Origin of the sequence: Pediococcus ethanolidurans, from assembly GCF_001437405.1 — a bacterium.
GTDB lineage: Bacteria > Bacillota > Bacilli > Lactobacillales > Lactobacillaceae > Pediococcus > Pediococcus ethanolidurans.
The window spans coordinates 1-22,400 of record NZ_JQBY01000018.1 but is presented as its reverse complement, the minus strand read 5'-3'; the positions used below and the strand labels follow the sequence as shown (position 1 = coordinate 22,400).

General features: G+C 38.8%; 37 protein-coding genes. 2 read left to right on the top strand and 35 right to left on the bottom strand.

Annotation, left to right across the window (positions count from 1 at the left end):
• Window positions 1-4: 4 nt before the first annotated feature.
• The 32 genes from IV87_RS08045 to rpsJ all read right to left on the bottom strand — a co-directional run bounded on the left by IV87_RS08045 (window position 5) and on the right by rpsJ (window position 16,662).
• The gene (locus IV87_RS08045) at window positions 5-802 is read right to left on the bottom strand and encodes an energy-coupling factor transporter transmembrane component T family protein (RefSeq protein WP_057807183.1); all 798 of its coding nucleotides are present in this window, start codon (window positions 800-802) and stop codon (window positions 5-7) included.
• Window positions 795-1,667, bottom strand: a complete 873-nt coding sequence (locus IV87_RS08040; protein ID WP_057807181.1) for an energy-coupling factor ABC transporter ATP-binding protein — start codon at window positions 1,665-1,667, stop codon at window positions 795-797. The genes IV87_RS08045 and IV87_RS08040 overlap by 8 nt, the downstream gene beginning before the upstream one ends.
• A complete protein-coding gene (locus IV87_RS08035; RefSeq protein WP_057807224.1) occupies window positions 1,643-2,479 on the bottom strand; it encodes an energy-coupling factor ABC transporter ATP-binding protein in 837 nt (278 codons plus the stop codon). Before IV87_RS08035 ends, IV87_RS08040 begins: the two co-directional genes overlap by 25 nt.
• A gap of 244 nt (window positions 2,480-2,723) precedes the next feature.
• Entirely contained in the window at window positions 2,724-3,107 is a 384-nt protein-coding gene (gene rplQ, locus IV87_RS08030) for a 50S ribosomal protein L17 (RefSeq protein WP_057807179.1), read from the bottom strand.
• Between the two features lie 21 nt (window positions 3,108-3,128).
• Window positions 3,129-4,073, bottom strand: a complete 945-nt coding sequence (locus IV87_RS08025) for a DNA-directed RNA polymerase subunit alpha (RefSeq protein ID WP_057807177.1) — start codon at window positions 4,071-4,073, stop codon at window positions 3,129-3,131.
• A gap of 82 nt (window positions 4,074-4,155) precedes the next feature.
• Entirely contained in the window at window positions 4,156-4,545 is a 390-nt protein-coding gene (rpsK, locus tag IV87_RS08020; protein WP_057782502.1) for a 30S ribosomal protein S11, read from the bottom strand.
• A 21-nt stretch (window positions 4,546-4,566) separates the two neighbouring features.
• Window positions 4,567-4,932, bottom strand: a complete 366-nt coding sequence (gene rpsM, locus IV87_RS08015) for a 30S ribosomal protein S13 (protein ID WP_057751206.1) — start codon at window positions 4,930-4,932, stop codon at window positions 4,567-4,569.
• Window positions 4,933-4,953: 21 nt separating this feature from the next.
• The gene (gene rpmJ, locus IV87_RS08010; protein ID WP_011668476.1) at window positions 4,954-5,073 is read right to left on the bottom strand and encodes a 50S ribosomal protein L36; all 120 of its coding nucleotides are present in this window, start codon (window positions 5,071-5,073) and stop codon (window positions 4,954-4,956) included.
• Between the two features lie 26 nt (window positions 5,074-5,099).
• The gene (gene infA, locus IV87_RS08005; RefSeq protein WP_057771895.1) at window positions 5,100-5,318 is read right to left on the bottom strand and encodes a translation initiation factor IF-1; all 219 of its coding nucleotides are present in this window, start codon (window positions 5,316-5,318) and stop codon (window positions 5,100-5,102) included.
• A gap of 161 nt (window positions 5,319-5,479) precedes the next feature.
• Window positions 5,480-6,139: an adenylate kinase gene (locus IV87_RS08000; protein ID WP_057807175.1), complete on the bottom strand. Its 660-nt coding sequence runs from the start codon at window positions 6,137-6,139 to the stop codon at window positions 5,480-5,482.
• 16 nt (window positions 6,140-6,155) lie between these two features.
• A complete protein-coding gene (gene secY / locus IV87_RS07995) occupies window positions 6,156-7,469 on the bottom strand; it encodes a preprotein translocase subunit SecY (RefSeq protein ID WP_057807174.1) in 1,314 nt (437 codons plus the stop codon).
• A complete protein-coding gene (gene rplO / locus IV87_RS07990; RefSeq protein ID WP_057807172.1) occupies window positions 7,469-7,903 on the bottom strand; it encodes a 50S ribosomal protein L15 in 435 nt (144 codons plus the stop codon). Before rplO ends, secY begins: the two co-directional genes overlap by 1 nt.
• Window positions 7,904-7,931: 28 nt before the next feature.
• Window positions 7,932-8,114, bottom strand: a complete 183-nt coding sequence (gene rpmD, locus IV87_RS07985; RefSeq protein WP_057751191.1) for a 50S ribosomal protein L30 — start codon at window positions 8,112-8,114, stop codon at window positions 7,932-7,934.
• A gap of 13 nt (window positions 8,115-8,127) precedes the next feature.
• The gene (gene rpsE, locus IV87_RS07980; protein WP_057807170.1) at window positions 8,128-8,631 is read right to left on the bottom strand and encodes a 30S ribosomal protein S5; all 504 of its coding nucleotides are present in this window, start codon (window positions 8,629-8,631) and stop codon (window positions 8,128-8,130) included.
• A gap of 21 nt (window positions 8,632-8,652) precedes the next feature.
• Window positions 8,653-9,009, bottom strand: coding sequence for a 50S ribosomal protein L18 (gene rplR, locus IV87_RS07975; RefSeq protein ID WP_074693901.1), 357 nt, complete (start codon window positions 9,007-9,009; stop codon window positions 8,653-8,655).
• 43 nt (window positions 9,010-9,052) lie between these two features.
• Complete coding sequence (rplF, locus tag IV87_RS07970) at window positions 9,053-9,589, bottom strand: 50S ribosomal protein L6 (protein ID WP_057807166.1); 537 nt, start codon at window positions 9,587-9,589, stop codon at window positions 9,053-9,055.
• A 30-nt stretch (window positions 9,590-9,619) separates the two neighbouring features.
• Window positions 9,620-10,018 carry a 30S ribosomal protein S8 gene (rpsH, locus tag IV87_RS07965; protein ID WP_057807163.1) on the bottom strand — a complete coding sequence of 133 codons (399 nt, stop codon included), beginning with the start codon at window positions 10,016-10,018 and terminating at the stop codon, window positions 9,620-9,622.
• A gap of 34 nt (window positions 10,019-10,052) precedes the next feature.
• Window positions 10,053-10,238 (bottom strand): type Z 30S ribosomal protein S14, encoded by a 186-nt coding sequence (locus IV87_RS10920; RefSeq protein WP_074693903.1) that lies wholly within the window; start codon window positions 10,236-10,238, stop codon window positions 10,053-10,055.
• 18 nt (window positions 10,239-10,256) lie between these two features.
• A complete protein-coding gene (gene rplE / locus IV87_RS07960) occupies window positions 10,257-10,799 on the bottom strand; it encodes a 50S ribosomal protein L5 (RefSeq protein WP_057807161.1) in 543 nt (180 codons plus the stop codon).
• A gap of 25 nt (window positions 10,800-10,824) precedes the next feature.
• Window positions 10,825-11,136 carry a 50S ribosomal protein L24 gene (rplX, locus tag IV87_RS07955; RefSeq protein WP_057807159.1) on the bottom strand — a complete coding sequence of 104 codons (312 nt, stop codon included), beginning with the start codon at window positions 11,134-11,136 and terminating at the stop codon, window positions 10,825-10,827.
• Window positions 11,137-11,169: 33 nt separating this feature from the next.
• Entirely contained in the window at window positions 11,170-11,538 is a 369-nt protein-coding gene (gene rplN, locus IV87_RS07950; protein ID WP_057782481.1) for a 50S ribosomal protein L14, read from the bottom strand.
• A gap of 54 nt (window positions 11,539-11,592) precedes the next feature.
• Complete coding sequence (gene rpsQ / locus IV87_RS07945; RefSeq protein ID WP_057807157.1) at window positions 11,593-11,859, bottom strand: 30S ribosomal protein S17; 267 nt, start codon at window positions 11,857-11,859, stop codon at window positions 11,593-11,595.
• 27 nt (window positions 11,860-11,886) lie between these two features.
• The gene (gene rpmC, locus IV87_RS07940; RefSeq protein ID WP_057807155.1) at window positions 11,887-12,081 is read right to left on the bottom strand and encodes a 50S ribosomal protein L29; all 195 of its coding nucleotides are present in this window, start codon (window positions 12,079-12,081) and stop codon (window positions 11,887-11,889) included.
• A complete protein-coding gene (gene rplP, locus IV87_RS07935; RefSeq protein WP_057782475.1) occupies window positions 12,071-12,505 on the bottom strand; it encodes a 50S ribosomal protein L16 in 435 nt (144 codons plus the stop codon). The genes rpmC and rplP overlap by 11 nt, the downstream gene beginning before the upstream one ends.
• Window positions 12,506-12,507: 2 nt before the next feature.
• Complete coding sequence (gene rpsC / locus IV87_RS07930; RefSeq protein WP_057807153.1) at window positions 12,508-13,179, bottom strand: 30S ribosomal protein S3; 672 nt, start codon at window positions 13,177-13,179, stop codon at window positions 12,508-12,510.
• Between the two features lie 12 nt (window positions 13,180-13,191).
• The gene (gene rplV, locus IV87_RS07925) at window positions 13,192-13,539 is read right to left on the bottom strand and encodes a 50S ribosomal protein L22 (RefSeq protein ID WP_057782471.1); all 348 of its coding nucleotides are present in this window, start codon (window positions 13,537-13,539) and stop codon (window positions 13,192-13,194) included.
• A gap of 12 nt (window positions 13,540-13,551) precedes the next feature.
• Entirely contained in the window at window positions 13,552-13,836 is a 285-nt protein-coding gene (gene rpsS / locus IV87_RS07920) for a 30S ribosomal protein S19 (RefSeq protein WP_057807150.1), read from the bottom strand.
• 29 nt (window positions 13,837-13,865) lie between these two features.
• Window positions 13,866-14,714, bottom strand: a complete 849-nt coding sequence (gene rplB / locus IV87_RS07915) for a 50S ribosomal protein L2 (RefSeq protein ID WP_057807148.1) — start codon at window positions 14,712-14,714, stop codon at window positions 13,866-13,868.
• 26 nt (window positions 14,715-14,740) lie between these two features.
• Window positions 14,741-15,028, bottom strand: a complete 288-nt coding sequence (gene rplW / locus IV87_RS07910; RefSeq protein ID WP_057751148.1) for a 50S ribosomal protein L23 — start codon at window positions 15,026-15,028, stop codon at window positions 14,741-14,743.
• Window positions 15,028-15,651 carry a 50S ribosomal protein L4 gene (gene rplD, locus IV87_RS07905; RefSeq protein WP_057807146.1) on the bottom strand — a complete coding sequence of 208 codons (624 nt, stop codon included), beginning with the start codon at window positions 15,649-15,651 and terminating at the stop codon, window positions 15,028-15,030. The genes rplW and rplD overlap by 1 nt, the downstream gene beginning before the upstream one ends.
• An 18-nt stretch (window positions 15,652-15,669) precedes the next feature.
• Entirely contained in the window at window positions 15,670-16,305 is a 636-nt protein-coding gene (rplC, locus tag IV87_RS07900) for a 50S ribosomal protein L3 (protein ID WP_057807144.1), read from the bottom strand.
• 48 nt (window positions 16,306-16,353) lie between these two features.
• Window positions 16,354-16,662: a 30S ribosomal protein S10 gene (gene rpsJ / locus IV87_RS07895; RefSeq protein WP_046871293.1), complete on the bottom strand. Its 309-nt coding sequence runs from the start codon at window positions 16,660-16,662 to the stop codon at window positions 16,354-16,356.
• Between the two features lie 298 nt (window positions 16,663-16,960).
• On the opposite strand from rpsJ, the gene IV87_RS07890 reads away from it, so the two are divergent.
• Complete coding sequence (locus IV87_RS07890; RefSeq protein WP_057807141.1) at window positions 16,961-17,515, top strand: cysteine hydrolase family protein; 555 nt, start codon at window positions 16,961-16,963, stop codon at window positions 17,513-17,515.
• 85 nt (window positions 17,516-17,600) lie between these two features.
• On the opposite strand, the gene fusA is transcribed toward IV87_RS07890, so the two are convergent.
• The 3 genes from fusA to rpsL all read right to left on the bottom strand — a co-directional run bounded on the left by fusA (window position 17,601) and on the right by rpsL (window position 20,733).
• Window positions 17,601-19,700 carry an elongation factor G gene (gene fusA / locus IV87_RS07885; RefSeq protein ID WP_057807139.1) on the bottom strand — a complete coding sequence of 700 codons (2,100 nt, stop codon included), beginning with the start codon at window positions 19,698-19,700 and terminating at the stop codon, window positions 17,601-17,603.
• Between the two features lie 135 nt (window positions 19,701-19,835).
• Window positions 19,836-20,306 carry a 30S ribosomal protein S7 gene (rpsG, locus tag IV87_RS07880; protein WP_057782453.1) on the bottom strand — a complete coding sequence of 157 codons (471 nt, stop codon included), beginning with the start codon at window positions 20,304-20,306 and terminating at the stop codon, window positions 19,836-19,838.
• 13 nt (window positions 20,307-20,319) lie between these two features.
• Window positions 20,320-20,733 (bottom strand): 30S ribosomal protein S12, encoded by a 414-nt coding sequence (rpsL, locus tag IV87_RS07875; RefSeq protein WP_046871289.1) that lies wholly within the window; start codon window positions 20,731-20,733, stop codon window positions 20,320-20,322.
• A gap of 996 nt (window positions 20,734-21,729) precedes the next feature.
• Here rpsL and IV87_RS07870 point away from each other — a divergent pair.
• On the top strand, window positions 21,730-22,400 hold a 671-nt coding region (locus tag IV87_RS07870; protein ID WP_057807137.1), incomplete at its 3' end, for an A24 family peptidase.

Genomic DNA, 22,400 nt, shown 5'->3' with positions numbered 1-22,400 from the left:
CTCCTTAAAAGAAACGTAAAGCAAAAACGACGACCGTCATCAATAAGTAAATGAGCGTTGCAATTGTATCACGTATTCCCCATTTCAATAAACGATACTTAGTTCTTCCGGCCCCACCTTGATAACCACGGGCTTCCATTGCCGTCGCTAAATCTTCAGCTCGGTTGAAAGCACTCACGAAAAGTGGGATTAAAATTGGAATAATCTTTTTTATCCGTTGCACAATGTTTCCAGTCCCAAAGTCAACGCCACGTGCACGTTGCGCATTCATAATCGATTCCGTTTCATCCATCAATGTCGGTACAAACCGTAAGGCAATTGATAACATTAACGCTACTTCATAGACGGGAAAATGAACCTTCTCTAATGGTTTCAACAAAGATTCAATGGCATCCGAAATTTGAATTGGCGAAGTGGAAAGCGTTAATAAGGTAGAAATTAAGATAATCAGTGTAAATCGAACAAAAATATACGCCGCATTAAGGATTCCGAGGCTCGTAACGGAAAAGATTCCCCATTGCCAGTATAAATGCCCACCAGTACCGAAAAACACCTGAATCAGCATTGTAAAGGCAATGATCCATATCAAAGGTAAGATTCCATCAACAAATAGTTTAAAATTAATTTTAGAAGCCCAAATGCTTAATAATGCAACGACCGTCATTAATAAATAGATCCACCAATTGTTTGCAAAAAAAATAACAATCACATACAAAAAGCTTAACACCAGTTTTGCTCGTGGATCCATATGATGCACAAACGAGTCTTGAGGAATATAGCGACCAAACAGTAACTTATTCATTTGATCGCCTTCTTCGTTTAAACATCGCTGCGATATCATCGGCCAATTCTTGTTCGGTTAATGGCAATTTATCAAAGTGAAAACCTCTTTTTACCATTTCAAAAGCAAACTCGGTACTAGCCGGAACATCAAGTTGCTTGTCATGGAGCCATTCAACGTCTGCAAAAACCTCTCGTGGACGACCCTCTTTAACAATTTTTCCGTGTTCCATCACAATCACATGATTAGCATAATTGGCAACATCTTCCATCTGATGCGTAACTAGCACAATCGTAAAATGTTGTGACTGTTGTAAACTTGTAAATAAGTGCATAATTTCTTGGCGACCGCTTGGATCTAATCCGGCCGTTGGCTCATCGAGAACTAAAACATTTGGTTGCATAGCCAGAACCCCAGCAATCGCAACTCGGCGCATTTGACCACCTGATAATTCAAACGGTGATCGATCTAATAATGAAACTGGTAAACCTACCAGTTCAATCATTTTTTTGGCAAGTTTACCGGCCTCTTCGGGAGTACTACCAAAGTTCTCTGGGCCAAAAGCAATATCTTTTTTGACCGTATCAGCGAAAAGTTGTTTTTCTGGAAATTGAAATACGATTCCCACTTTTTTTCGTAATGGTTTCAAATTCTTATTACTTGTTTCATGCGTAATCGTAGCATCTTCAATTAAAACCGTCCCTGAAGTCGGTTTTAGTAAAGCGTTTAGATGTTGCAAAAAAGTAGACTTTCCACTACCGGTATGACCAATCAGGGCCGTAAACGAACCATCTTCAATTTTAGTAGATATCTCATTTAATGCATGGAATTCAAATGGCGTATTAGGCTGATAGGTATAACTTACGCTTTTAAAAGTGATTGCCATAACCAATCCACCATTCCTTTCTCGTCAGAATAAGCTTGCGGTGTTTGAATGTGTCGTAATTTTAGTGCCTCTTTAAGACGCTGTGAATAAGGGACATCCAACCCTAATTTTAATAATAAGTCACTATGGGCATAAATCAGGCTTGGCTTACCGGATTCAATAATTTTTCCGTCATTTAGGACAATGATTTCATCAGCACTAGTTGTTTCATCCATCTCATGTGTGATCGATAAAACGGTGATACCTAGTTTGCGCCGTAATCGTTTAATCACTCCTAAAATTTCTTGGCGACCAATTGGATCAAGCATACTAGTTGCCTCATCCAGAATAATAATCTTAGGTTGCATAGCAATAACACCTGCCAAGGCAACTCGTTGTTTTTGTCCACCTGAAAGCTGATCTGGCTGTTTATGACGAAATTCGCTCATTTGAACTTGAGCAAGTGCCGAATCAACTCGTGCTTGAATCTCATCATGAGGCACTGCCATATTTTCCAAACCAAAAGCAACATCATCCTCAACTGTCGCACCAACAAATTGGTTATCAGGATTCTGAAAAATCATGCCAATTTTACTACGTACTTTCCATACGTTCGCTTCAGTTAATTCAACCCCGTCTATAAATACTTGCCCCTGCTTAAAATCAATCAAGCCGTCTAAGGAGTGTGCAAGCGTACTCTTACCGCTCCCATTATGCCCCACGATCGCGACCCAAGCACCACTAGGAATAGAAAACGAAACATCATCCAAAGCGGGAAGCTCGTTTTGTAAATATTTATAAGTTAAATGCGAGACCTTGATTATGTCATTCATGCCTAAATATTCCTTCATTAAAGATTTCTTCAACAGTTATTTTTTCTATTTTACCACACCAAAAACACTCACCCTAATATACATTCTTATGTAAACACAAAAAAATCACTGAAAAGTAGTGATAGTTAATACAACGTATTAACCGTGGGCTAGACTCGGAATTACTTCCAACATCATTACACCCTACCACAACTCTTAGTGATAAATTTGTTAATTCAAAGATTTAAACCTTTTGTTTGAAAATTCAGTCAACAAACTCCAAGATAACCATTGGTGCAGCGTCTCCGCGACGAGGCATAGTCTTGAGAATTCGTGTGTATCCACCCTTACGATCAGCGTAACGAGTAGATAAATCACCAAACAACTTCTGAAGAGCTGAAGTAACTTTAACTTCGTCACCGTCTTCAGCAACATCAGCGACTACATTACGAAGATAAGCAGCTGCTTGTCGACGTGCATGTAAATCCCCACGTTTACCTAATGTGATCATTTTTTCGGTAGTTGATCGTACTTCTTTAGCACGTGCTTCTGTTGTGACAATCTTTTCATTAACAATTAAGTTAGTAGTTAAGTCACGAAGCAAAGCCTTGCGTTGTGAACTCGTACGACCTAATTTACGATAGCCCATGAATGGAAACCCTCCTTATAATTAGTCTTCATTGCGTAATGAAAGTCCAAGATCAGTTAATTTAACTTTAACTTCTTCAAGGGATTTGCGTCCGAGATTACGAACTTTCATCATTTGTGCTTCAGTTTTGTCAGTTAATTCCTGAACAGTATTGATTCCAGCACGCTTCAAACAATTGTATGAACGAACTGATAAATCAAGCTCTTCGATGGACATTTCCAACATTTTTTCTTTATGTGTTTCTTCCTTTTCGACCATGATTTCAGCATCTTGAGCTTCATCCGTTAAATTAACAAATAATGCCAAGTGTTCCGTTAGGATCTTTGCTGAAAGACTAGTAGCCTCACTAGGACTAATTGAACCGTCAGTCCAAACATCCAAAGTAAGCTTATCATAGTCATCCCGCTGACCAACACGTGTATTTTCAACCTGATAGTTGACACGCTCGATTGGGGTATAAATGGAATCGATTGGAAGTACACCAATTGGCATATCATCCTTGCGAGCCTTATTTTCATCAGCCGAAACATAACCACGACCAGTATCAGCTGTTAAAACGGCATGAAAGGTAACACCATCGGCAACGGTACAAATATACTGATCCGGATTAAGGATCTCAACATCACTGTCGCCCTGAATGTCACCAGCAGTGACAGTAGCAGGTCCTTTAACATTAATTTCTAAAGATTTTTCATCGTCACTTTCAATCTTTAAAGAAACCTTTTTAATGTTTAAGATGATTTGTGTGACATCTTCAACTACGCCTTCAATCGTTGAAAACTCATGAAGAACGCCATCAATTTGAATGCTTGTAACCGCTGCACCCGGTAATGACGATAACAAAATACGACGTAACGAATTACCTAAGGTTGTTCCATAGCCACGTTCAAGTGGTTCTACAACAAACTTGCCGTAATTTGCATTCTCATCAATCTTATGAATGTTTGGTTTTTCAAATTCGATCATTCTAATCTTTACCCCTTTCAAAACGCGTTGTGCATAGTAACTTGGAATGCATCATGAAGTTAGCCCTCAAAAAATTGACGCACTATACACGACGGCGCTTTGGAGGACGAGAACCATTATGAGGAACTGGTGTAACATCGCGAATAGCAGTAACTTCCAATCCAGTAGATTGGAGAGCACGAATAGCAGCTTCACGACCAGAACCAGGACCCTTAACAGCAACTTCAACGGATTTCATACCATGTTCCATTGCTGCTTTTGCTGCAGCTTCAGAAGCCATTTGAGCAGCAAATGGAGTCGATTTACGACTACCTTTAAATCCAAGTGAACCTGCTGATGACCATGCAACAGCGTTTCCTTGAGGATCTGTAATCATAACTAATGTATTGTTAAAAGTTGAGTGGATATGTGCCACACCAGCTTCAATATTTTTTCTTACTCGACGCTTACGAGTAGTCTTTCTGGTTGCCAATATGCTAGCCTCCTTTATTTATTATTTCTTTCTTCCGGCGATTGAAACTTTCTTGCCTTTACGAGTACGTGCATTATTCTTCGTGTTTTGTCCACGAACTGGGAGTCCACGACGATGACGCATGCCACGATATGAACCGATTTCTTGGAGACGTTTAATATCAAGACTTACTGAACGACGAAGATCTCCTTCAACACGGTAGTTATCTACTTGTGCACGAACTTTATCTTCATCATCTGCAGAAAGATCACGAACACGGACATCTTCAGAGACACCAGCATCCTTTAAAATCTTTTTAGCAGTAGTATTTCCGATACCAAAAATGTATGTTAAACCAATCACGATTCGTTTATCTCGTGGTAAATCAACACCTGCAATACGAGCCATTAAATTTCACCTCCAGATTAATTATTTTCCTTGACGCTGTTTATGCTTTGGATTTGCTGAGCAAATAACCATAACGCGTCCCTTACGTTTAATTACTTTACAATGTTCACACATTGGTTTTACTGATGGACGTACTTTCATGAATATTCCTCCTAAAACGTTAAAACTTATCTGAAACGATAGGTAATACGACCCTTTGAAAGATCGTATGGCGACATTTCCACAGTTACCTTATCTCCCGGAAGAATCCGAATATAATGCATACGAATCTTTCCAGAAACGTGTGCTAATATTTCATGACCGTTTTCGAGTTCAACTTTAAACATCGCATTTGGTAAAGTTTCTTTTACCTTGCCTTCAATTTCAATGACATTATCTTTTGCCACTAAATGTGCCTCCCATTTCACTGTTCTTTTCTTTACAAACTCAGTCGTTCAGTGCTTATTGTAACTTAAAAGTACCATAAACTAAACCTGAACAAGTTTACCATAAGGTAATTTCATTTGCAAATAAACAAAATTAACTGGTAATAATGAACAGGCATGCATTAAATAGCTCGTAATACCTTTTGAATTTCTTTGTATACATCGTCAATATCTTGATCACCATTAACTGTATATAATAATTTTTTATCATTATAAAAATCAATGAGTGGTGTATTTAACTTTGTATTAACTTCAATGCGATTTTTAACCGTTTCAGGTTTGTCATCATCACGCTGATAAAATTCATGGTGTCCACAAACATCACAAGTACCTTCAACCTTTGGTGGGTTGTATAGCTTATGGTATGTTGCGCCACAATTTTTACAAATGAATCGTCCTGACAGACGCTCAATCAAAACTTCCGGATCAACGTGGATATTAATAACCGCATTGATTGGTTTGTTCAATTTTGCAGTCATCTTGTCCAAAGCATTAGCTTGTTCAAGATTACGAGGATAACCATCCAGCATAAAGCCGGCATTAGTATCATCCTCAGCAAGACGATCTTCCACAATTCCGTCAGTAACGGAATCTGGAACCAAATTACCTTGATCAATAAATTTCTTAGCTTCAATTCCCATCTTAGTGCCATTTTTCATTGCTGCTCGGAAAATGTCACCAGTTGAAATATGAACTGTATGAAATTCAGCAACAATCTTTTGTGCCTGGGTACCCTTACCAGCACCTGGTAATCCCATCAAAACGAGATTAAGAGTTGTCATTTTTGTTTTCCTCCAATTATTTGGTTTGTTCTGGTGTTCTGATAAAACCGACATATTCGCGTTTCATCATTAAACCATCAATCTGACTGATGATTTCAATTGCAACACCAACGACAATCAACAAACTTGTTCCGCCTAAACCAATTGATTCATCCAAGTTCCAGAAGTCTTGTGCCAACAATGGAATTAGTGAAACTAATCCTAAAAATAGCGATCCAACTACTGACAAACGAATTAACAATTGAGACACATAACTCTGTGTTTCATGACCAGGCCAAACTCCCGGAATATAACTTCCTTGTTTTTGAAGATTCTCTGCCAATTTTTCAGGGTTAACCTGAACAAATGCATAGAAGAAGGTAAAGACGACAATCAAGAATGTGTACAAAATTGCACCATCTGTCGTTTGCATGTTAAACACATCCGACAAAATTTGGTACCAAGTATCAGAGGAGTGATTATTTGCAAAAGCCATCAAGATAGTTTGAGGTGTTGCAATAAATGAACTCGCAAAGATAACTGGAATAACACCAGCTACATTAACCTTTAAAGGTAAGTAACTACTGTCAGGTGCACCTGACGCTCTTCTTGTATACTGAATTGGAACACGACGACTAGCCTGTTGAACCCAAGTAACAAAGATCACGATTGCCAATACGGCAATAATCAAAACAGCCACAAAAATATAACTGTTCAACCATTGACTTTTAGCAGTATCCACAAATTGTTCTTGATAAATTTGATAAATACTTGTTGGTGTTCGTGCGATAATTCCGGCAAAAATCAAGATTGAAACACCATTACCAAGACCTCGATCGGTGATCATATCACCCATCCAGGTTGCTAACATTGTTCCACCAGTCAAGATAAGTCCTATTGTGACATAAGTCTGCACACTAGGATCTTTAACCAAGTTCAAGCTGCTTAACGCATTAAATCCAGCTGTAATACCAACCGATTGGACAAACGCCAATATGATAGTTAAGTACCGCGTAGCCTGATTTAACTTACGTCGACCAACTTCACCTTGTTTACTCCATTCAACAAACCTAGGAACAATGTCCATTTGCAAAAGTTGAATAACAATTTGCGCAGTAATGTATGGAGAAACACCCATCGCAAAAATAGAATAATTGGATAGGCCACCACCACTAAAGGTATTTAAGATGCCAACCAATCCAGAGGAAGCAACACTTTGTAATGCTTTGGCGTTAATCCCAGGAACTGTGATATACGCACCTAAACGATAAATAATCAAAACACCTAGGGTAAACAGAATTTTATTTCTAATATCCTTTACTTTAAAAGCGTTTTTGATAGTCGATAGCATTAAATCACCTCAGTTTTGCCACCTGCAGCTTCAATTGCTTTTACTGCACTTTCTGAGAACTTATTAGCTTTAACTGTTAATTTCTTAGATAACTCACCGTCACCCAAAACTTTAACACCACTAAGCACTTTATTAATTACACCAGCTTTTAAAAGAGCTTCTGGTGTAACTTCTGCACCTTCATCAAACGCATTTAAGTTTGTCAAATTTACAATGGCATACTCTTTACGGTTAATGTTAGTAAAGCCTCGTTTTGGAATTCGACGATAAAGTGGCATTTGGCCACCTTCAAAGCCCAAACGAACTTTTCCACGAGCCTTTTGGCCTTTTTGACCACGGCCAGATGTCTTACCATTACCAGATGAGGTTCCACGTCCAACACGGTTACGTACCTTACGTGAACCTTCACTAGGTTTTAATTCATTCAACTTCATAAGTATCGGCACCTCCTAACTAATTAAATTATTTAACTTCTTCAACTTCGATTAAATGGGCAATATGGAAAATTGCACCACGAGTCGCCTCATTATTAGGTAAAACGACTGAGCTATTAACCCGTCCCAAACCTAATTCTTTAACAATCTTACGTTGCTTGGGGAGGCGATGTACTGCACTCTTAATAAGTGTAATCTTTAATTGAGCCATCTTTTGTTCCTCCTTATTCAGCCAAGTGTTCTGCAGAAACACCACGTAATGAAGCAATTTCTTCAGCACTACGTAAGCCCTTCAAACCTTCAAATGTTGCACGAATAACGTTTACAGGTGTGTTTGAACCTAAACGTTTACTTGTAACATCATCTACTCCTGCAAGTTCCATAACGGCACGAACAGCACCACCAGCTGCAACACCAGAACCTTCTTCAGCAGGCTTTAATAAAATTCGTCCGCCACCAAACTCACCGATGATTTCGTGAGGGATGGTTGTGCCAATAATTGGGACTTGGACCAAACTCTTTGTAGCAGTTTCAACAGCCTTACGAATAGCTTCTGGAACTTCTTGAGCTTTACCAGTACCAAAACCAACGTGACCATTTTTATCGCCAACAACGACTAAAGCAGCAAAACGAAGACGACGGCCACCTTTAACAACCTTAGTAACACGGTTGATACCAACAACCCGATCTTCTAAGTCTAACTTTTCTGGATCGATATAATTCGACATGTACGGTATTCCCTCCTTATCTTAGAATTTAAGTCCGTTTTCACGAGCAGCTTCAGCTAAAGCTTGAACTCGGCCATGGTACAAGTATCCGCCACGATCGAAAACGACTTTTTCAATTTTCTTTTCTGTTGCGCGTTTTGCAACCAAAGCACCAACAGAACTTGCTTGATCAGTTTTTGAATCTCCACTAACTTCACTGTCCAATGTTGAGGCACTTGCTAGCGTTACACCCGCTACGTCATCAATTACTTGAGCGTAGATGTTTTTATTTGAACGATATACATTTAAGCGTGGGCACTCTGCAGTCCCAGAAATCTTATTACGAACACGTAAATGACGTCTTTGACGTGTTTTATTTTTATCTGGTTTTGAAATCACAATTTTCACCTCTAGAATATTCTAATGACTAGCCTAAGCGGCATTACTTACCAGTTTTACCTTCCTTAAGACGAACGTATTCACCAACATAGCGAACACCCTTGCCTTTATAAGGTTCTGGAGAACGAACGGCACGAATCTCAGCAGCAAAATCGCCAACACGTTGTTTGCTAATTCCACTAACCGTGATATGTGTGTTATCAGGAACTTCTAACTGTAAATCAGCAGGAGTTTCCAGTTCAACAGGATTGGAATAACCTAAGTTTAAAACCAGTGTTTTTCCCTTAAGTTGTGCACGATAACCAACACCAACTAACTGTAAGTCTTTTTTGTAACCTTTAGTAACTCCTTCAACCATGTTGTTAAAGTTTGCACGAGTTGCTCCATGTAAGGCACGCATTTTATTATCATTAGTTGGGCGATCAAATGTAACCACGTTATCCTTTACAGACATTGTGATCTCAGTGCTAACAGTACGAGTTAATGTTCCCTTAGGACCCTTAACAGTAACTTGATCACCATCGGCCTTGACTTCAACGCCAGATGGAATTTCTACAGCTTTATAACCAATACGACTCAATTTAACTGCACCTCCTTACTTTTTAAAATTTTACCAAACGTAAGCTAAAACTTCGCCACCGATTTTTTTAGCGCGAGCTTCTTTATCAGTGATTACACCTTCAGATGTTGAAATGATTGCGATACCTAAACCATTCAAAACCTTTGGTACATCATCAGCTTTTACATATGAACGTAAACCTGGTTTTGAAATACGTTTCAATCCAGTAATAACACGTTCTTTGTTTTTACCATATTTAAGGAACACACGAATAATACCTTGCTTGTCGTCATCGACATATTCGACGTCCTTGATAAAGCCTTCGTTCTTAAGAATTTCAGCAATATCATGTTTGATTGTTGATGCAGGAACTTCTAAAGATTCGTGACGAACCATGTTCGCATTACGAATACGTGTTAAGAAATCTGCAATAGGATCAGTCATAGACATTAATGTTTACCCTCCTTTTACTCCGGTATACTTTTTACCAGCTTGCTTTTTTCATGCCAGGGATTTGGCCTTCATGAGCTAACTCGCGAAGACAAATGCGGCAAAGATGGAACTTACGATATACAGAGTGTGGACGGCCACAACGCTCACAACGTGTGTAGTTTTGTGTCGAATACTTTGCAGGACGTTGACTCTTAATAACTAACGATTTTTTTGCCAAATTTATTGCTCCCTTCGTTTACTTTTCGAATGGCATTCCAAGTTGTGCCAATAATTCACGTGATTCTTCATCTGTCTGAGCAGTTGTTACGATAACAATATCTAAACCACGAACATGGTTAACATTATCATAATCAATTTCAGGGAAGATTAATTGTTCACGGACACCAAGTGTATAGTTTCCACGGCCATCAAAAGCCTTTGAACTAACACCATGGAAGTCACGAACACGTGGTAACGACACATTGATTAACTTATCTAAGAAATCATACATGCGTTCGCCACGAAGTGTAACTTTAGCACCAATTGACATACCTTCACGTAAACGGAATCCGGCAATTGACTTCTTAGCCTTTGTTACCAAAGGTTTTTGACCAGAGATCAATGTTAATTCTTCAACAGCTTCGTCAAGATTCTTAGCATTAGTTGTTGCATCACCAACACCCATATTTAAGACAACTTTGTTGACCTTGGGTGCCTGCATTACTGAAGTGTAATCAAACTTTTTTACAAGCGCTGGAGTAACTTCTTTAACGTATTTTTCTTTTAAACGGTTAGACATGAAAAATTTTTCCTCCTTTCATGAATTATTTATCGATTGTTTCGCCAGATTTTTTAGCAAAACGTACTTTTTTACCATCTACAACTTTGTAGCCTACACGAGTAGGTTCATTAGTTGATGGATCAATTAACATCACGTTAGAAGCATCAATTGCAGCTTCTACATCAAGAATTCCACCTTGAGGGTTTTCATTGCTTGCTTTCTGATGTTTTTTAACTTTGTTAAGGCCTTCAACCACAACGCGATTTTTCTTAGCAAGGGTTTTAATAATTGTGCCCTCTTTGCCTTTTTCTTTGCCGCTAATTACGCGAACTTTATCACCATTTTTTACGAACATGCCGTGTCGCACCTCCTTAGATCCGATTGTTATTTACAATACTTCAGGGGCCAAAGAAACAATCTTCATGTAATCTTTGTCACGCAATTCACGTGCAACGGGTCCGAAGATACGTGTTCCTTGAGGGCTCTTATCATCTTTGATTAAAACTGCAGCATTTTCATCAAATTTGATGTATGAGCCATCAGCACGGTGTGCACCATCTTTAGTACGAACAACAACTGCCTTAACGACGTCACCTTTTTTGACAACGCCACCTGGTGTTGCTTGTTTGACAGTAGCCACAATAGTATCACCAATATAACCAAATTTTACTCGAGATCCACCTAAAACCTTGATTACCAAAATTTCACGTGCACCTGAATTGTCAGCAACTTTTAAACGACTCTCTTGTTGGATCACAGTTAGTGTCCTCCTTCCATTTTTGTATCAGAATACGAAATTAAAATAACAAATTTAGATAGTAACTGCTTTCTCAACGATATCAAGTAAACGGAATCGTTTGGTTGCGGACAAAGGCCGTGTTTCCATGATTCTTACAACATCGCCAACTTTAGCTTCATTATTCTCATCATGTGCTTTATATTTCTTTGAATATTTAACACGTTTGCCATAAACAGGGTGCGTTTTGTAAGTATTAATCTGAACTGTGATTGTTTTATCCATCTTGTCTGAAACAACACGGCCTTGATATACTTTACGAGCGTTACGTTCTTCACTCATGTGTTAAGTTCCTCCCTTCGTATTCTTCTACTTGTTTAATTCTTTTTGACGCAAAACAGTTTTAATTCGTGCAATGTTCTTACGAACTTGCTTGAGACGAGCAGTGTTTTCCAATTGGCCAGTTGCTAATTGAAAACGTAAGTTAAAAAGCTCATCCTTATAATCTTGTTCCTTTTTAAGCATCTCATCAGTGGTTAATTCATTAATTTCTTTAGCCTTCATCTGATTCGCCACCTACTTCCTCGCGTTTGATAATCTTCGTTCTAACGGGTAGTTTCATGGAAGCAAGACGTAATGATTCACGTGCAACTTCTTCACTAACACCACCGACTTCGAACATAACCTTACCGCGTTTAACTGGTGCTACCCAACCTTCAGGTGTACCTTTACCATTACCCATACGAACACCTACACCTTTAGAAGTGTAAGACTTGTGAGGGAAAATTTTGATCCAAACCTTACCACCACGTTTCATGTGACGGTTCATAGCAACACGTGCTGCTTCAATCTGACGGTTTGAGATCCAATGTGAATCTAAAGCTTGTAAACCGTAATCACCGAATGTAACGGTTCTACCGCCCTTTGCGGCACCACGCATTTTACCACGATGCACACGACGGAACTTAACTCGTTTTGGTACTAGCATGATTATTTCCCTCCTTGTTCTTTAGAATTTCCTTTGGAACTCTTAGCTTCTGGTAAGATTTCTCCACGGTAGATCCAAGTTTTAACACCCAAACGACCGTATGTAGTACTTGCTTCAACCCAAGCATAATCCACATCAGCACGTAATGTATGCAATGGAACCGTTCCTTCAGAATAATGTTCAACACGGGACATATCTGCTCCGTTCAAACGACCTGCAACCTGAGTTTTAATACCCTTAGCACCTGCACGCATTGTACGTTGCATAGCTTGTTTCATTGCGCGACGGAAAGCAACACGGCCTTCCAATTGAGCAGCAATGTTTTCACCAACTAATTTGGCATCTAAATCAGGTTTCTTGATTTCAATAATATTAATATGAACTCGTTTACCTGTAAGTTCATTTAATTGTTTACGTAAGCTTTCTACCTCGGATCCGCCTTTTCCAATGACCATACCTGGTTTTGCAGTATGGATTGAAATGTTCACGCGATTTGCAGCACGTTCGATTTCTACATTGGAAACAGATGCGTCGGCAAGCTTAGTTGAGATGAATTTACGAATTTGTAAATCTTCACGTAAGTAGTTAGCAAAATCTTTTTCAGCATACCATTTTGCTTCCCAGTCACGGATGACACCAACACGAAATCCATTTGGATTTACTTTTTGACCCACGCGTGTTCCCTCCTATTTCTCAGATACGACTACTGTAATGTGACTTGTTCGTTTGTTGATTGGTGAAGCAGAACCTTTTGCTCGAGGACGGAAACGTTTTAAAGTTGGTCCTTCATTAACATAAGCTTCACTTACAACCAAATCTTCACGATCTAAGTCGAAGTTGTTTTCTGCATTAGCTACAGCAGACATTAAAACTTTTTCTACAACTGGTGATGCACCTCTTGGTGTGAACTTAAGAGTTGCAATTGCTTCTGCGACACTTTTTCCTCTAATAAGATCAATTACTAAACGAACCTTACGAGCGGCAATGCGAACAGTTTTTGCAGTTGCATGTGCAGATGTTACTTGTTCAGCCATGATTCATCCTCCTTATTTAGCAACTGTTGTCTTCTTATCGTCGGTACCATGTCCATGGAATGTTCGAGTAGGAACAAACTCACCAAGTTTATGGCCAACCATGTCATCTTGAATATAAACAGGGACATGTTTTCTGCCATCATAAACAGCAATTGTATAACCGATAAAACTTGGGAAAATTGTGGAACGACGTGACCATGTTTTGATTACAGACTTTTTGTCTTGATCTTTTTGTGCATCGATCTTCTTTAAAAGATAATCGTCTGCAAATGGTCCTTTTTTCAAACTACGACTCATTATGAAACCTCCTTTAGGGAAATTTTCGACTAAATATTACCTAAGCGACCGCGCTTACGACCACGAACGATAAATTTATTGGATTTATTCCGTTTGTTACGTGTCTTCTTACCAATGGTCTTCTTACCCCAAGGTGAAAGAGGCGATGGACGACCGACTGGAGCTTTACCTTCACCACCACCATGTGGATGATCGTTAGGGTTCATTACAGAACCACGAACGTGTGGACGTTGGCCAGCATAACGAGTACGTCCTGCCTTACCAACATTAACCAATTCATGTTCTTCATTACCAACAGCACCGATTGTGGCACGACCAGCAGATAAGATCATACGAACTTCAGATGAAGCTAAACGTACTAAGACGTATTTGCCTTCCTTACCAAGTAATTGTGCTGAAGCACCGGCAGAACGAGCCAACTGACCGCCCTTACCAGGTTTTAATTCGATATTGTGAATAATGGTACCAACAGGAATGTCTGTTAATGGTAAAGCATTACCAACTTTAATATCAGCATCTGAACCTGATTGAACTTTGTCGCCAACCTTAAGGCCCTTTGGTGCAATAATATATGACTTAACTCCATCAGCATAAACAAGTAATGCAATGTTTGCTGTTCTGTTTGGATCATATTCAATAGCTTTAACAGTTGCCTCAACATCGTCTTTAATTCGTTTGAAATCAATAATACGATATTGACGCTTATTACCGCCGCCACGATGACGAACGGTCATACGGCCAGAATTATTACGGCCAGCTGTGTGGCTTTGAGATTCAAGTAACGATTTTTCAGGAGTCGTCTTGGTAATTTCGCTATAATCAAGCTGTGTCATGCCACGACGAGCATTTGTCGTTGGTTTAAATTTCTTAATCCCCACGTGTTTTTCCTCCTATAGTTTAGTTATTATTCTTCGTTGAATAATTTAATTTCTTTTGAGTCAGAAGACAATGTAACGATTGCCTTACGACGCTTCTTAGTATAACCAGAATAACGTCCCTGACGTTTGAGTTTACCTTTAACATTCATAATGTTTACTTTAACAACTTTGACATCAAAGACATCTTCAACAGCTTTTTTAACTTCTGTTTTGGTTGCACGAGTATCAACATCGAATGTGTAACGTTTGTCATCCATTTCTGCCATTGAAGCTTCAGTGACAACTGGACGTAAGATTACATCACGTGATTCCATTATGCGAGAGCCTCCTCTACTTGAGAAAGAGCCTTTTGAGTAATAACGAGCTTATCACTATTGACAACATCTAAAACATTTACACCAGTTGGTGAAACAATTTTGACATTTTCAAGGTTGCGAGCTGCACGTGCAGTTGCTTCGTTATCTTCTTCAAGGACTAATAATGCTTTCGTTGAAACTTTCAAGCTGTCAAGTGATTGTGCAAATGCTTTGGTCTTTGGTTGATCAAAGCTGTAACCATCAACAACTACTAAGCTGTCATCCAATACTTTTTGTGAAAGTACAGACTTCAACGCTAAACGACGCATTTTCTTTGGCAATTTGTATGCATATGAACGAGGTGTGGGGCCAAATACAATACCACCGCCACGCCATTGTGGTGAACGGATTGAACCTTGACGTGCACGACCAGTACCCTTTTGACGCCATGGCTTCTTACCACCACCACGAACTGCACTTCGATTTTTAACGGCGTGTGTGCCTTGGCGCAATGATGCGCGTTGCATAACAACAGCTTCAAAAATCACATTATCGTTTGGTGTGATACCAAAAATGTCAGCGTTAAGTTCAACGTCACCATTCTTCGTACCATCCTGTTTATATAAAGATACGCTTGTCATTTAATTTAGTCCTCCTTTCTACTTTTTATGTGGTTTAACTGCATTCTTAACAACTAAGAATGAGTTCTTTGATCCTGGGACATTACCCTTGATCAATAAAACATTGTTTTCTGTATCAGCCTTAACGACTTCTAGATTTTGAACTGTTCGTGTATTGTTACCCATACGACCTGGTAACTTCTTTCCAGGGAACACTCGGTTAATAATTGCACCTAATGAACCTGGACGACGATGATAACGAGAGCCATGTGCCATCGGACCACGATGTTGTCCATCCTTCTTGATATTTCCTTGGAAACCATGTCCCTTAGAAGTACCTGTGACATCAACGATATCGCCTGCTGCGAACAAGTCAGCTTTAACTTCGTCACCGACTTTTAATTCTCCCAGCTCAACATCTCTGATTTCATGAATGAAGCGCTTAGGATTTGTATTTGCTTTTGCTACATGACCTTGTTCAGGTTTGTTGCTCAATACTTTACGTTTGTCATCGAACCCTAATTGCACTGCGTTATAACCATCACTTTCGACAGTTTTAACTTGTAATACAACGTTTGGTGTTGTATCAACAACAGTAACGGGAACTAATTCACCGTTATCAGTAAAGACTTGGGTCATACCAACCTTTTTTCCTAAGATTCCTTTTGTGGTCATGAGTACACCTCCAATATTATTGTGATTCTAAATTTGTGTTTCTAAAAATTAAAGCTTGATTTCAATATCAACGCCACTTGGCAGATCTAACTTCATCAATGAGTCAACTGTCTTTGGTGTTGGGTTAACGATATCAATCAAACGCTTGTGAGTACGCATTTCAAACTGCTCACGTGCTTTTTTGAACTTATGTGGTGAGCTCAATACCGTATAAATTGTACGTTCTGTTGGCAATGGAATTGGACCAGAAATTGTGGCACCAGTTCTTTTTGCTGTTTCGACAATCTTGTCTGCGGACTGATCTAAAATGCGATGTTCGTAAGCCTTTAAACGGATACGAATTTTTTGTTTTGCCATTGTGTTACCTCCTTCGTCTATTTTGAAAATGAGACTTGCTCCGTGAAAATTACCGCCACACTGTCGTGGCAAAGCGGCCGGGTGTGTCGCAACCTTTCACATCAAAGCTCCTTGTTTTACTTGATTAATGGGCATAATCCACCCGCTAAAATTCAAGTACTTATCCATAATACTAGATAAACTGCGGTTTTACAAGGCTTTGATTGTATTTATTTATCGTTTAAAAAAATGTAACGTATTTGTAACATATGAAAACGATTTATGTTTCATAATGAAACAAAAGATTGGAGGAATTTTAATGAAAAATCCAAAGGCGCTTCTTATTATTGATTACACAAATGATTTTGTTGATACTTCTGGTGCACTTACTACTGGCAAACCAGGTCAGAAAATTGAACCTGAAATTTTAAAACTAGCAAATACATTTCTAAAAAATGGGGACTATGTTATTTTCCCTACTGATCTTCATAAAGAAAATGATCCTTTTCATCCTGAAACAAAACTTTTTCCCCCACATAATTTAAAAAATACATGGGGACATGAATTATATGATCAAGTTCAAATCTGGTTTAACAATCATCAAACTGATGAACATGTTTATTATTTTGATAAAAACAGATACAGTGCATTCGTAAACACGAATTTAGACAATTTTTTGAGAACCCACAAAATTTGTTCACTCACCTTAACCGGTGTTTGCACAGATATTTGCGTATTGCACACGGCAATTTCTGCTTATAATCTTAATTATCAACTTACAATCCCACAAAATGCGGTTGCCAGTTTTGATCAAAACGGTCACACTTGGGCATTAACACATTTCAAAAATTCTTTGGGTGCTCAAGTTATTTAATCAATTTAATGTAAACAAAAAAATCTCAACAAACTCAGTATAAAAACTGAATTTGTTGAGATTTTTTATTTTAACTTATTTAACTTTAGTCCTTACTTGAAGAACCACCATTTTTCTTGATGATATCTTCTTGAATAGACTTAGGAACTGCTTCGTAATGATCAAACGTCATTGTGAATGTCCCACGACCCTGTGAAGCTGAACGTAAGGTTGTTGCATAACCAAACATTTCTGAAAGTGGTACAAATGCATGAATTTCTTCAGCACCTGAAATAGCTTCCATACCTTCGACACGGCCACGACGAGCTGTAATTTGGCCCATGATATCACCCATGTACTCTTCTGGTACACGAACTTCAACCTTCATAACTGGTTCCAAGATTACAGGAGCAGCCTTCTTAGCAGCATTATGAAGTGAGATTGATGCAGCAACCTTGAAAGCTGCTTCACTAGAATCGACTTCATGATAACTACCATCGTATAACTTAGCTTTCAAGTCAACTAATGGATAGCCTGCAAGAACACCATTATTCAAAGCTTCACGTAAACCTTGTTCAACAGCTGGAATAAATTCACGAGGTACAACACCACCAACAATGGCATCTTCGAATTCAAATCCTTTACCCTCTTCATTAGGTGTGAATTCAATCCAAACATCACCATATTGACCTTTACCACCAGACTGACGAACAAACTTACCTTGAGCAGATGCTGGTTTTGTGAATGCTTCACGATAAGCTACTTGAGGAGCACCAACAGTCGCTTCAACGTTAAATTCACGTTTCATACGATCAATGATAATGTCCAAATGTAACTCACCCATTCCGGCAATCAAAGTTTCACCAGTTTCAGGGTTGGTTTCAGCCTTGAATGTAGGATCTTCTTCAGCAAGTTTTTGAAGCGCAATATCCATCTTATCTTGGTCGGCCTTAGACTTTGGTTCTACGGCAACTTGGATAACTGGGTCAGGGAATTCCATTGATTCCAAATGTAATGGATGATCTGGATCAGTTAATGAATCACCTGTAGTTGTATTCTTCAAACCAATCGCAGCAGCAATATCACCAGAGAAAACTTCTGGGATTTCTTGACGGTGATTAGAATGCATCTGTAGTAAACGTCCAACACGTTCACGTTTGTCCTTGGTTGAGTTCAATACATAAGAACCTGATTCCAAAGTTCCAGTATAAACTCGAATGTAAGTCAAACGACCAACGAATGGATCAGTTGCAACTTTAAATGCTAAAGCAGCAAATGGTTTGTCATCACCAGCGGTTAACTCAACAGGTTCATCAGTATCAGGATCAATCGCGTTGTATGGTTTAACATCCAATGGTGATGGTAAATAATCAACAACAGCATCCAACATCATCTGAACACCCTTGTTCTTGAAAGCTGAACCAGCTAAAACAGGGAATAATTCAAGATTCAATGTACCTTTACGAATAGCAGCTTTGATTTCTTCTTTACTGATTTCTTCGCCACCAAGGTATTTTTCCATGATGTCATCATCAATATCAGCTAATTGTTCAATCATTTCAGTCCGACGCTTTTCAGCCTCTTCCTTATACTTATCAGGAACATCAACCGTATCCCATTCAGTACCAAGTTGATCTTCATCATAAAGATCAGCCTTCATTTCAACGAGGTCAATAACCCCTTCAAAATCATCTTCGGCACCAATTGGCATTTGAATTGGTAAAGCATTAGCTTGAAGACGATCCTTGATTGTTTGTACAGAATAGTCAAAGTCAGCGCCAACTTTATCCATCTTATTTGCAAAAACAATTCGTGGAACACTGTAATCAGAAGCCTGACGCCAAACAGTTTCTGTTTGAGGTTCAACACCAGCTTGGGCATCAAGAACCGCAACGGCACCATCTAAAACACGTAATGAACGTTCAACTTCAACAGTGAAGTCCACATGTCCTGGTGTATCAATGATGTTGATTCGATGATCTTTCCAAGCAGCTGTAGTAGCAGCTGATGTGATTGTGATACCACGTTCTTGTTCTTGGGCCATCCAGTCCATTTGTGAAGCACCATCATGGGTTTCACCAATTTTGTGAATTTTACCAGTGTAGTACAAAATCCGCTCTGTAGTAGTCGTTTTACCAGCATCGATATGAGCCATGATTCCGATATTACGAGTCTTTTCAAGTGGAAATTCTCTTTTGTTAGCCATATTAAAAAATGTTTCTCCCTTCAAATTAATGGTTAAAGAGTCAAAATTAGAAAAAATGACTACTATATGGACTTCATATAATAGCCATTCGTCATTGCTTTTCCCATAAACATGGATTAAGCAACAAGCGGAAAATTACCAACGATAATGAGCAAATGCTCGGTTGGCTTCAGCCATTCTATGAGTATCTTCACGCTTTTTAACTGAAGCACCTGTATTATTTGCAGCGTCCATGATTTCACGAGCAAGACGTTCTGTCATTGTATGTTCACCACGAAGGCGTGAATAGTTCACGAGCCAACGAAGTCCTAAAGTTGTCCGACGATCGGGACGTACTTCAATTGGTACTTGGTAGTTAGAACCACCAACACGACGAGCTTTAACTTCAAGAACTGGCATAATGTTCTTCATAGCTTCATCAAATACCTCAGTTGGTTCATTACCAGTTTCGGATTTGATGACGTCGAATGCATTATAGAGAATCTTTGAAGCTGTACCACGTTTACCATCTAACATTAAATGGTTAATTAAACGAGTTACTAGTTTTGAGTTGTAAATTGGATCAGGTAATACTTCGCGTTTTGATGCAGGGCCTTTTCTTGGCATTTAAATAACCTCCTTACTTCTTAGGTTTCTTTGTACCGTATTTAGAACGGCTTTGTTTACGATCAGTAACACCGGCAGTATCAAGTGCACCACGGATAACGTGATAACGTACACCAGGTAAATCCTTAACACGACCGCCACGAATGAGCACAACACTATGTTCCTGAAGGTTATGTCCGATTCCTGGGATATATGCTGTAACTTCGATCAAGTTAGAAAGACGTACACGAGCATATTTACGTAAAGCAGAGTTAGGTTTCTTAGGTGTCATGGTACCAACACGAGTTGCAACGCCACGTTTTTGTGGTGCTGGGTTAGCAACAGCTTTTTTCTTCATGCTGTTATAGCCATAATTTAAAGCAGGAGCCTTAGATTTAGAACCGTGTGAATGACGACCCTTACGAACCAATTGGTTGATTGTAGGCATTAATTGTTTCCCCTTCCAAATATATAATCTTAATTGTTTAAGTACACACATCCAGGTGGGTCTTTTTTATTGATAAAAAAAACCGCCTCAACATGGCTTTGTGCCACCGTTTTCAGTCAGCATGTCTGTCTAATACAGAACCTGTCCACAAAAAGCACCTTTTTTAGATTATCATCATCAGCATAACTTGTCAAACATTTATCAAAAAAATATTAGTACTTATCCCCCACTTAATAGGCTTTCACTCGTATTTAATGAATTTGCTGAGGCTTAAACTGTAAAAAACATCTCGTTACCTGATATAAAAGTGCTCATAGTAACAAAATTAGATTTAAATGCCGTCTTCCAGCAAATTTGGGCTGGAACGTAGTGCGAGTTCTTGCGGCGGTCTTGGCCACAAGAATCGACATCGTACGGAGCATCAAGATTTTCGGAACGAAAATCATTCTTCTTTGCGTAGTAGTGGGCACAACTTAGAGCCGAAATACACGTCTCTAAGCTCGGCCTTTATCTAAGCGAAACCCGCTAAGATAAATGTCACTACTGAGCCCATTTGCTTCCAGACTAAGTCTAATCTTTGTAACCAATGCATCGATATAAATGGTGTTATATCAATGTTACTGAGTATTATTTAACATCAAACATTTTTAGTCCGGAAGCGATTGGTCTCAGGGGTGAAATTATTCTTAGTAATTTATTACTTAGAATAAGGCCGAGTTTGAAGACAAGTGTACTTCTTGGCTTCAAATCGTGCCCACCCTGTTCCAGACCGGGTGAGCCGCAGGACGGCAATTAGACTATTTTTTATAGACTATGTCGTTTACCATCAGTTATTGAAGTAATTTTGATACTTTCAAACTTTAAGAATCTGCTTAAAGTTAAAACCACAAAAATTGCACTTAGTTCCCTAACACAAAAAATAATCATAACAACAAAATTAGTTTAAAAAAATCATCCCAAAATTTTGTAGTTTATTAAATGAAGGAGGAAACTAACATGCTCATCAAACTTTATTTTTTCATAACCGGTACCACAATTGGTTCTTTTCTTACGCTCTGTTTTGATAGAAGTCAAACACATCAATCAATCATGTGGCCCCGTTCTCACTGTTCAAACTGTCAAACCACCCTAAAACTTTTTGACCTCATTCCTATTGTCAGCTATTGCCTCTTAAATGGCAAATGTCGTTTTTGTCATCAGAAATTTTCACCGACTTCTTGCTTAATCGAATTAACTTTGGGCACACTTTATTTACAACTTGCTGACCGATCAACTTCTCCTTTGGAATTGAGTTCAAAATTGGTTGTAGTTACTTTACTCGTTTATCTAAGTTTAGTTGACTTAAAAACTACTTCTGTAAATGGCATGTGGATCGGGTTACTGGGTCTTACGGGAATCATCGAACAGTTCACACCGATAAACCTATTACTGTTTTCCCTTTTAGTACTCAGTCTTTTTACTCGTTTTCAGTTTAGTAACATTATCAAAGGCTTAGGTGAAGCCGACTTTGAACTTATTCTAGTGTTCGGCATTCTTCTAACTATCCAAGCCATTCCCAAAATAATTTGGCTGGCTTCTGGGCTTTGTTTAATTTTTAAATTTTGTTTTCCTTATTTTCATAAACGTAAAACACCATTTATGGGTCTACACTTTCTGGTATTGGTGAA

Coding starts and splice junctions, on each gene's coding strand:
- IV87_RS08025 (WP_057807177.1), bottom strand. CDS start 4,073: ATGATCGAATTTGAAAAACCAAACATTCATAAGATTGATGAGAATGCA.
- rpmD (WP_057751191.1), bottom strand. CDS start 8,114: ATGGCTCAATTAAAGATTACACTTATTAAGAGTGCAGTACATCGCCTC.
- rplP (WP_057782475.1), bottom strand. CDS start 12,505: ATGCTAGTACCAAAACGAGTTAAGTTCCGTCGTGTGCATCGTGGTAAA.
- rpsE (WP_057807170.1), bottom strand. CDS start 8,631: ATGTCGAATTATATCGATCCAGAAAAGTTAGACTTAGAAGATCGGGTT.
- rpsQ (WP_057807157.1), bottom strand. CDS start 11,859: ATGAGTGAAGAACGTAACGCTCGTAAAGTATATCAAGGCCGTGTTGTT.
- rplE (WP_057807161.1), bottom strand. CDS start 10,799: ATGTCTAACCGTTTAAAAGAAAAATACGTTAAAGAAGTTACTCCAGCG.
- rplC (WP_057807144.1), bottom strand. CDS start 16,305: ATGACCACAAAAGGAATCTTAGGAAAAAAGGTTGGTATGACCCAAGTC.
- rpmJ (WP_011668476.1), bottom strand. CDS start 5,073: ATGAAAGTACGTCCATCAGTAAAACCAATGTGTGAACATTGTAAAGTA.
- rpsJ (WP_046871293.1), bottom strand. CDS start 16,662: ATGGCAAAACAAAAAATTCGTATCCGTTTAAAGGCTTACGAACATCGC.
- rpsH (WP_057807163.1), bottom strand. CDS start 10,018: ATGTCTATGACTGATCCTATTGCAGATTTCTTAACACGTATTCGTAAT.
- IV87_RS07890 (WP_057807141.1), top strand. CDS start 16,961: ATGAAAAATCCAAAGGCGCTTCTTATTATTGATTACACAAATGATTTT.
- IV87_RS08045 (WP_057807183.1), bottom strand. CDS start 802: ATGAATAAGTTACTGTTTGGTCGCTATATTCCTCAAGACTCGTTTGTG.
- rpsS (WP_057807150.1), bottom strand. CDS start 13,836: ATGAGTCGTAGTTTGAAAAAAGGACCATTTGCAGACGATTATCTTTTA.
- rplQ (WP_057807179.1), bottom strand. CDS start 3,107: ATGGGCTATCGTAAATTAGGTCGTACGAGTTCACAACGCAAGGCTTTG.
- fusA (WP_057807139.1), bottom strand. CDS start 19,700: ATGGCTAACAAAAGAGAATTTCCACTTGAAAAGACTCGTAATATCGGA.
- rplO (WP_057807172.1), bottom strand. CDS start 7,903: ATGAAGTTGAATGAATTAAAACCTAGTGAAGGTTCACGTAAGGTACGT.
- rplX (WP_057807159.1), bottom strand. CDS start 11,136: ATGTTCGTAAAAAATGGTGATAAAGTTCGCGTAATTAGCGGCAAAGAA.
- rplV (WP_057782471.1), bottom strand. CDS start 13,539: ATGGCTGAACAAGTAACATCTGCACATGCAACTGCAAAAACTGTTCGC.
- secY (WP_057807174.1), bottom strand. CDS start 7,469: ATGCTATCGACTATCAAAAACGCTTTTAAAGTAAAGGATATTAGAAAT.
- rpsM (WP_057751206.1), bottom strand. CDS start 4,932: ATGGCTCGTATTGCAGGTGTTGATTTACCACGAGATAAACGAATCGTG.
- IV87_RS08040 (WP_057807181.1), bottom strand. CDS start 1,667: ATGGCAATCACTTTTAAAAGCGTAAGTTATACCTATCAGCCTAATACG.
- rpsL (WP_046871289.1), bottom strand. CDS start 20,733: ATGCCTACAATCAACCAATTGGTTCGTAAGGGTCGTCATTCACACGGT.
- rplD (WP_057807146.1), bottom strand. CDS start 15,651: ATGACAAGCGTATCTTTATATAAACAGGATGGTACGAAGAATGGTGAC.
- IV87_RS08000 (WP_057807175.1), bottom strand. CDS start 6,139: ATGACAACTCTTAATCTCGTTTTGATGGGATTACCAGGTGCTGGTAAG.
- rpmC (WP_057807155.1), bottom strand. CDS start 12,081: ATGAAGGCTAAAGAAATTAATGAATTAACCACTGATGAGATGCTTAAA.
- rpsG (WP_057782453.1), bottom strand. CDS start 20,306: ATGCCAAGAAAAGGCCCTGCATCAAAACGCGAAGTATTACCTGATCCA.
- IV87_RS08035 (WP_057807224.1), bottom strand. CDS start 2,479: ATGAATGACATAATCAAGGTCTCGCATTTAACTTATAAATATTTACAA.
- rplW (WP_057751148.1), bottom strand. CDS start 15,028: ATGGAATCACGTGATGTAATCTTACGTCCAGTTGTCACTGAAGCTTCA.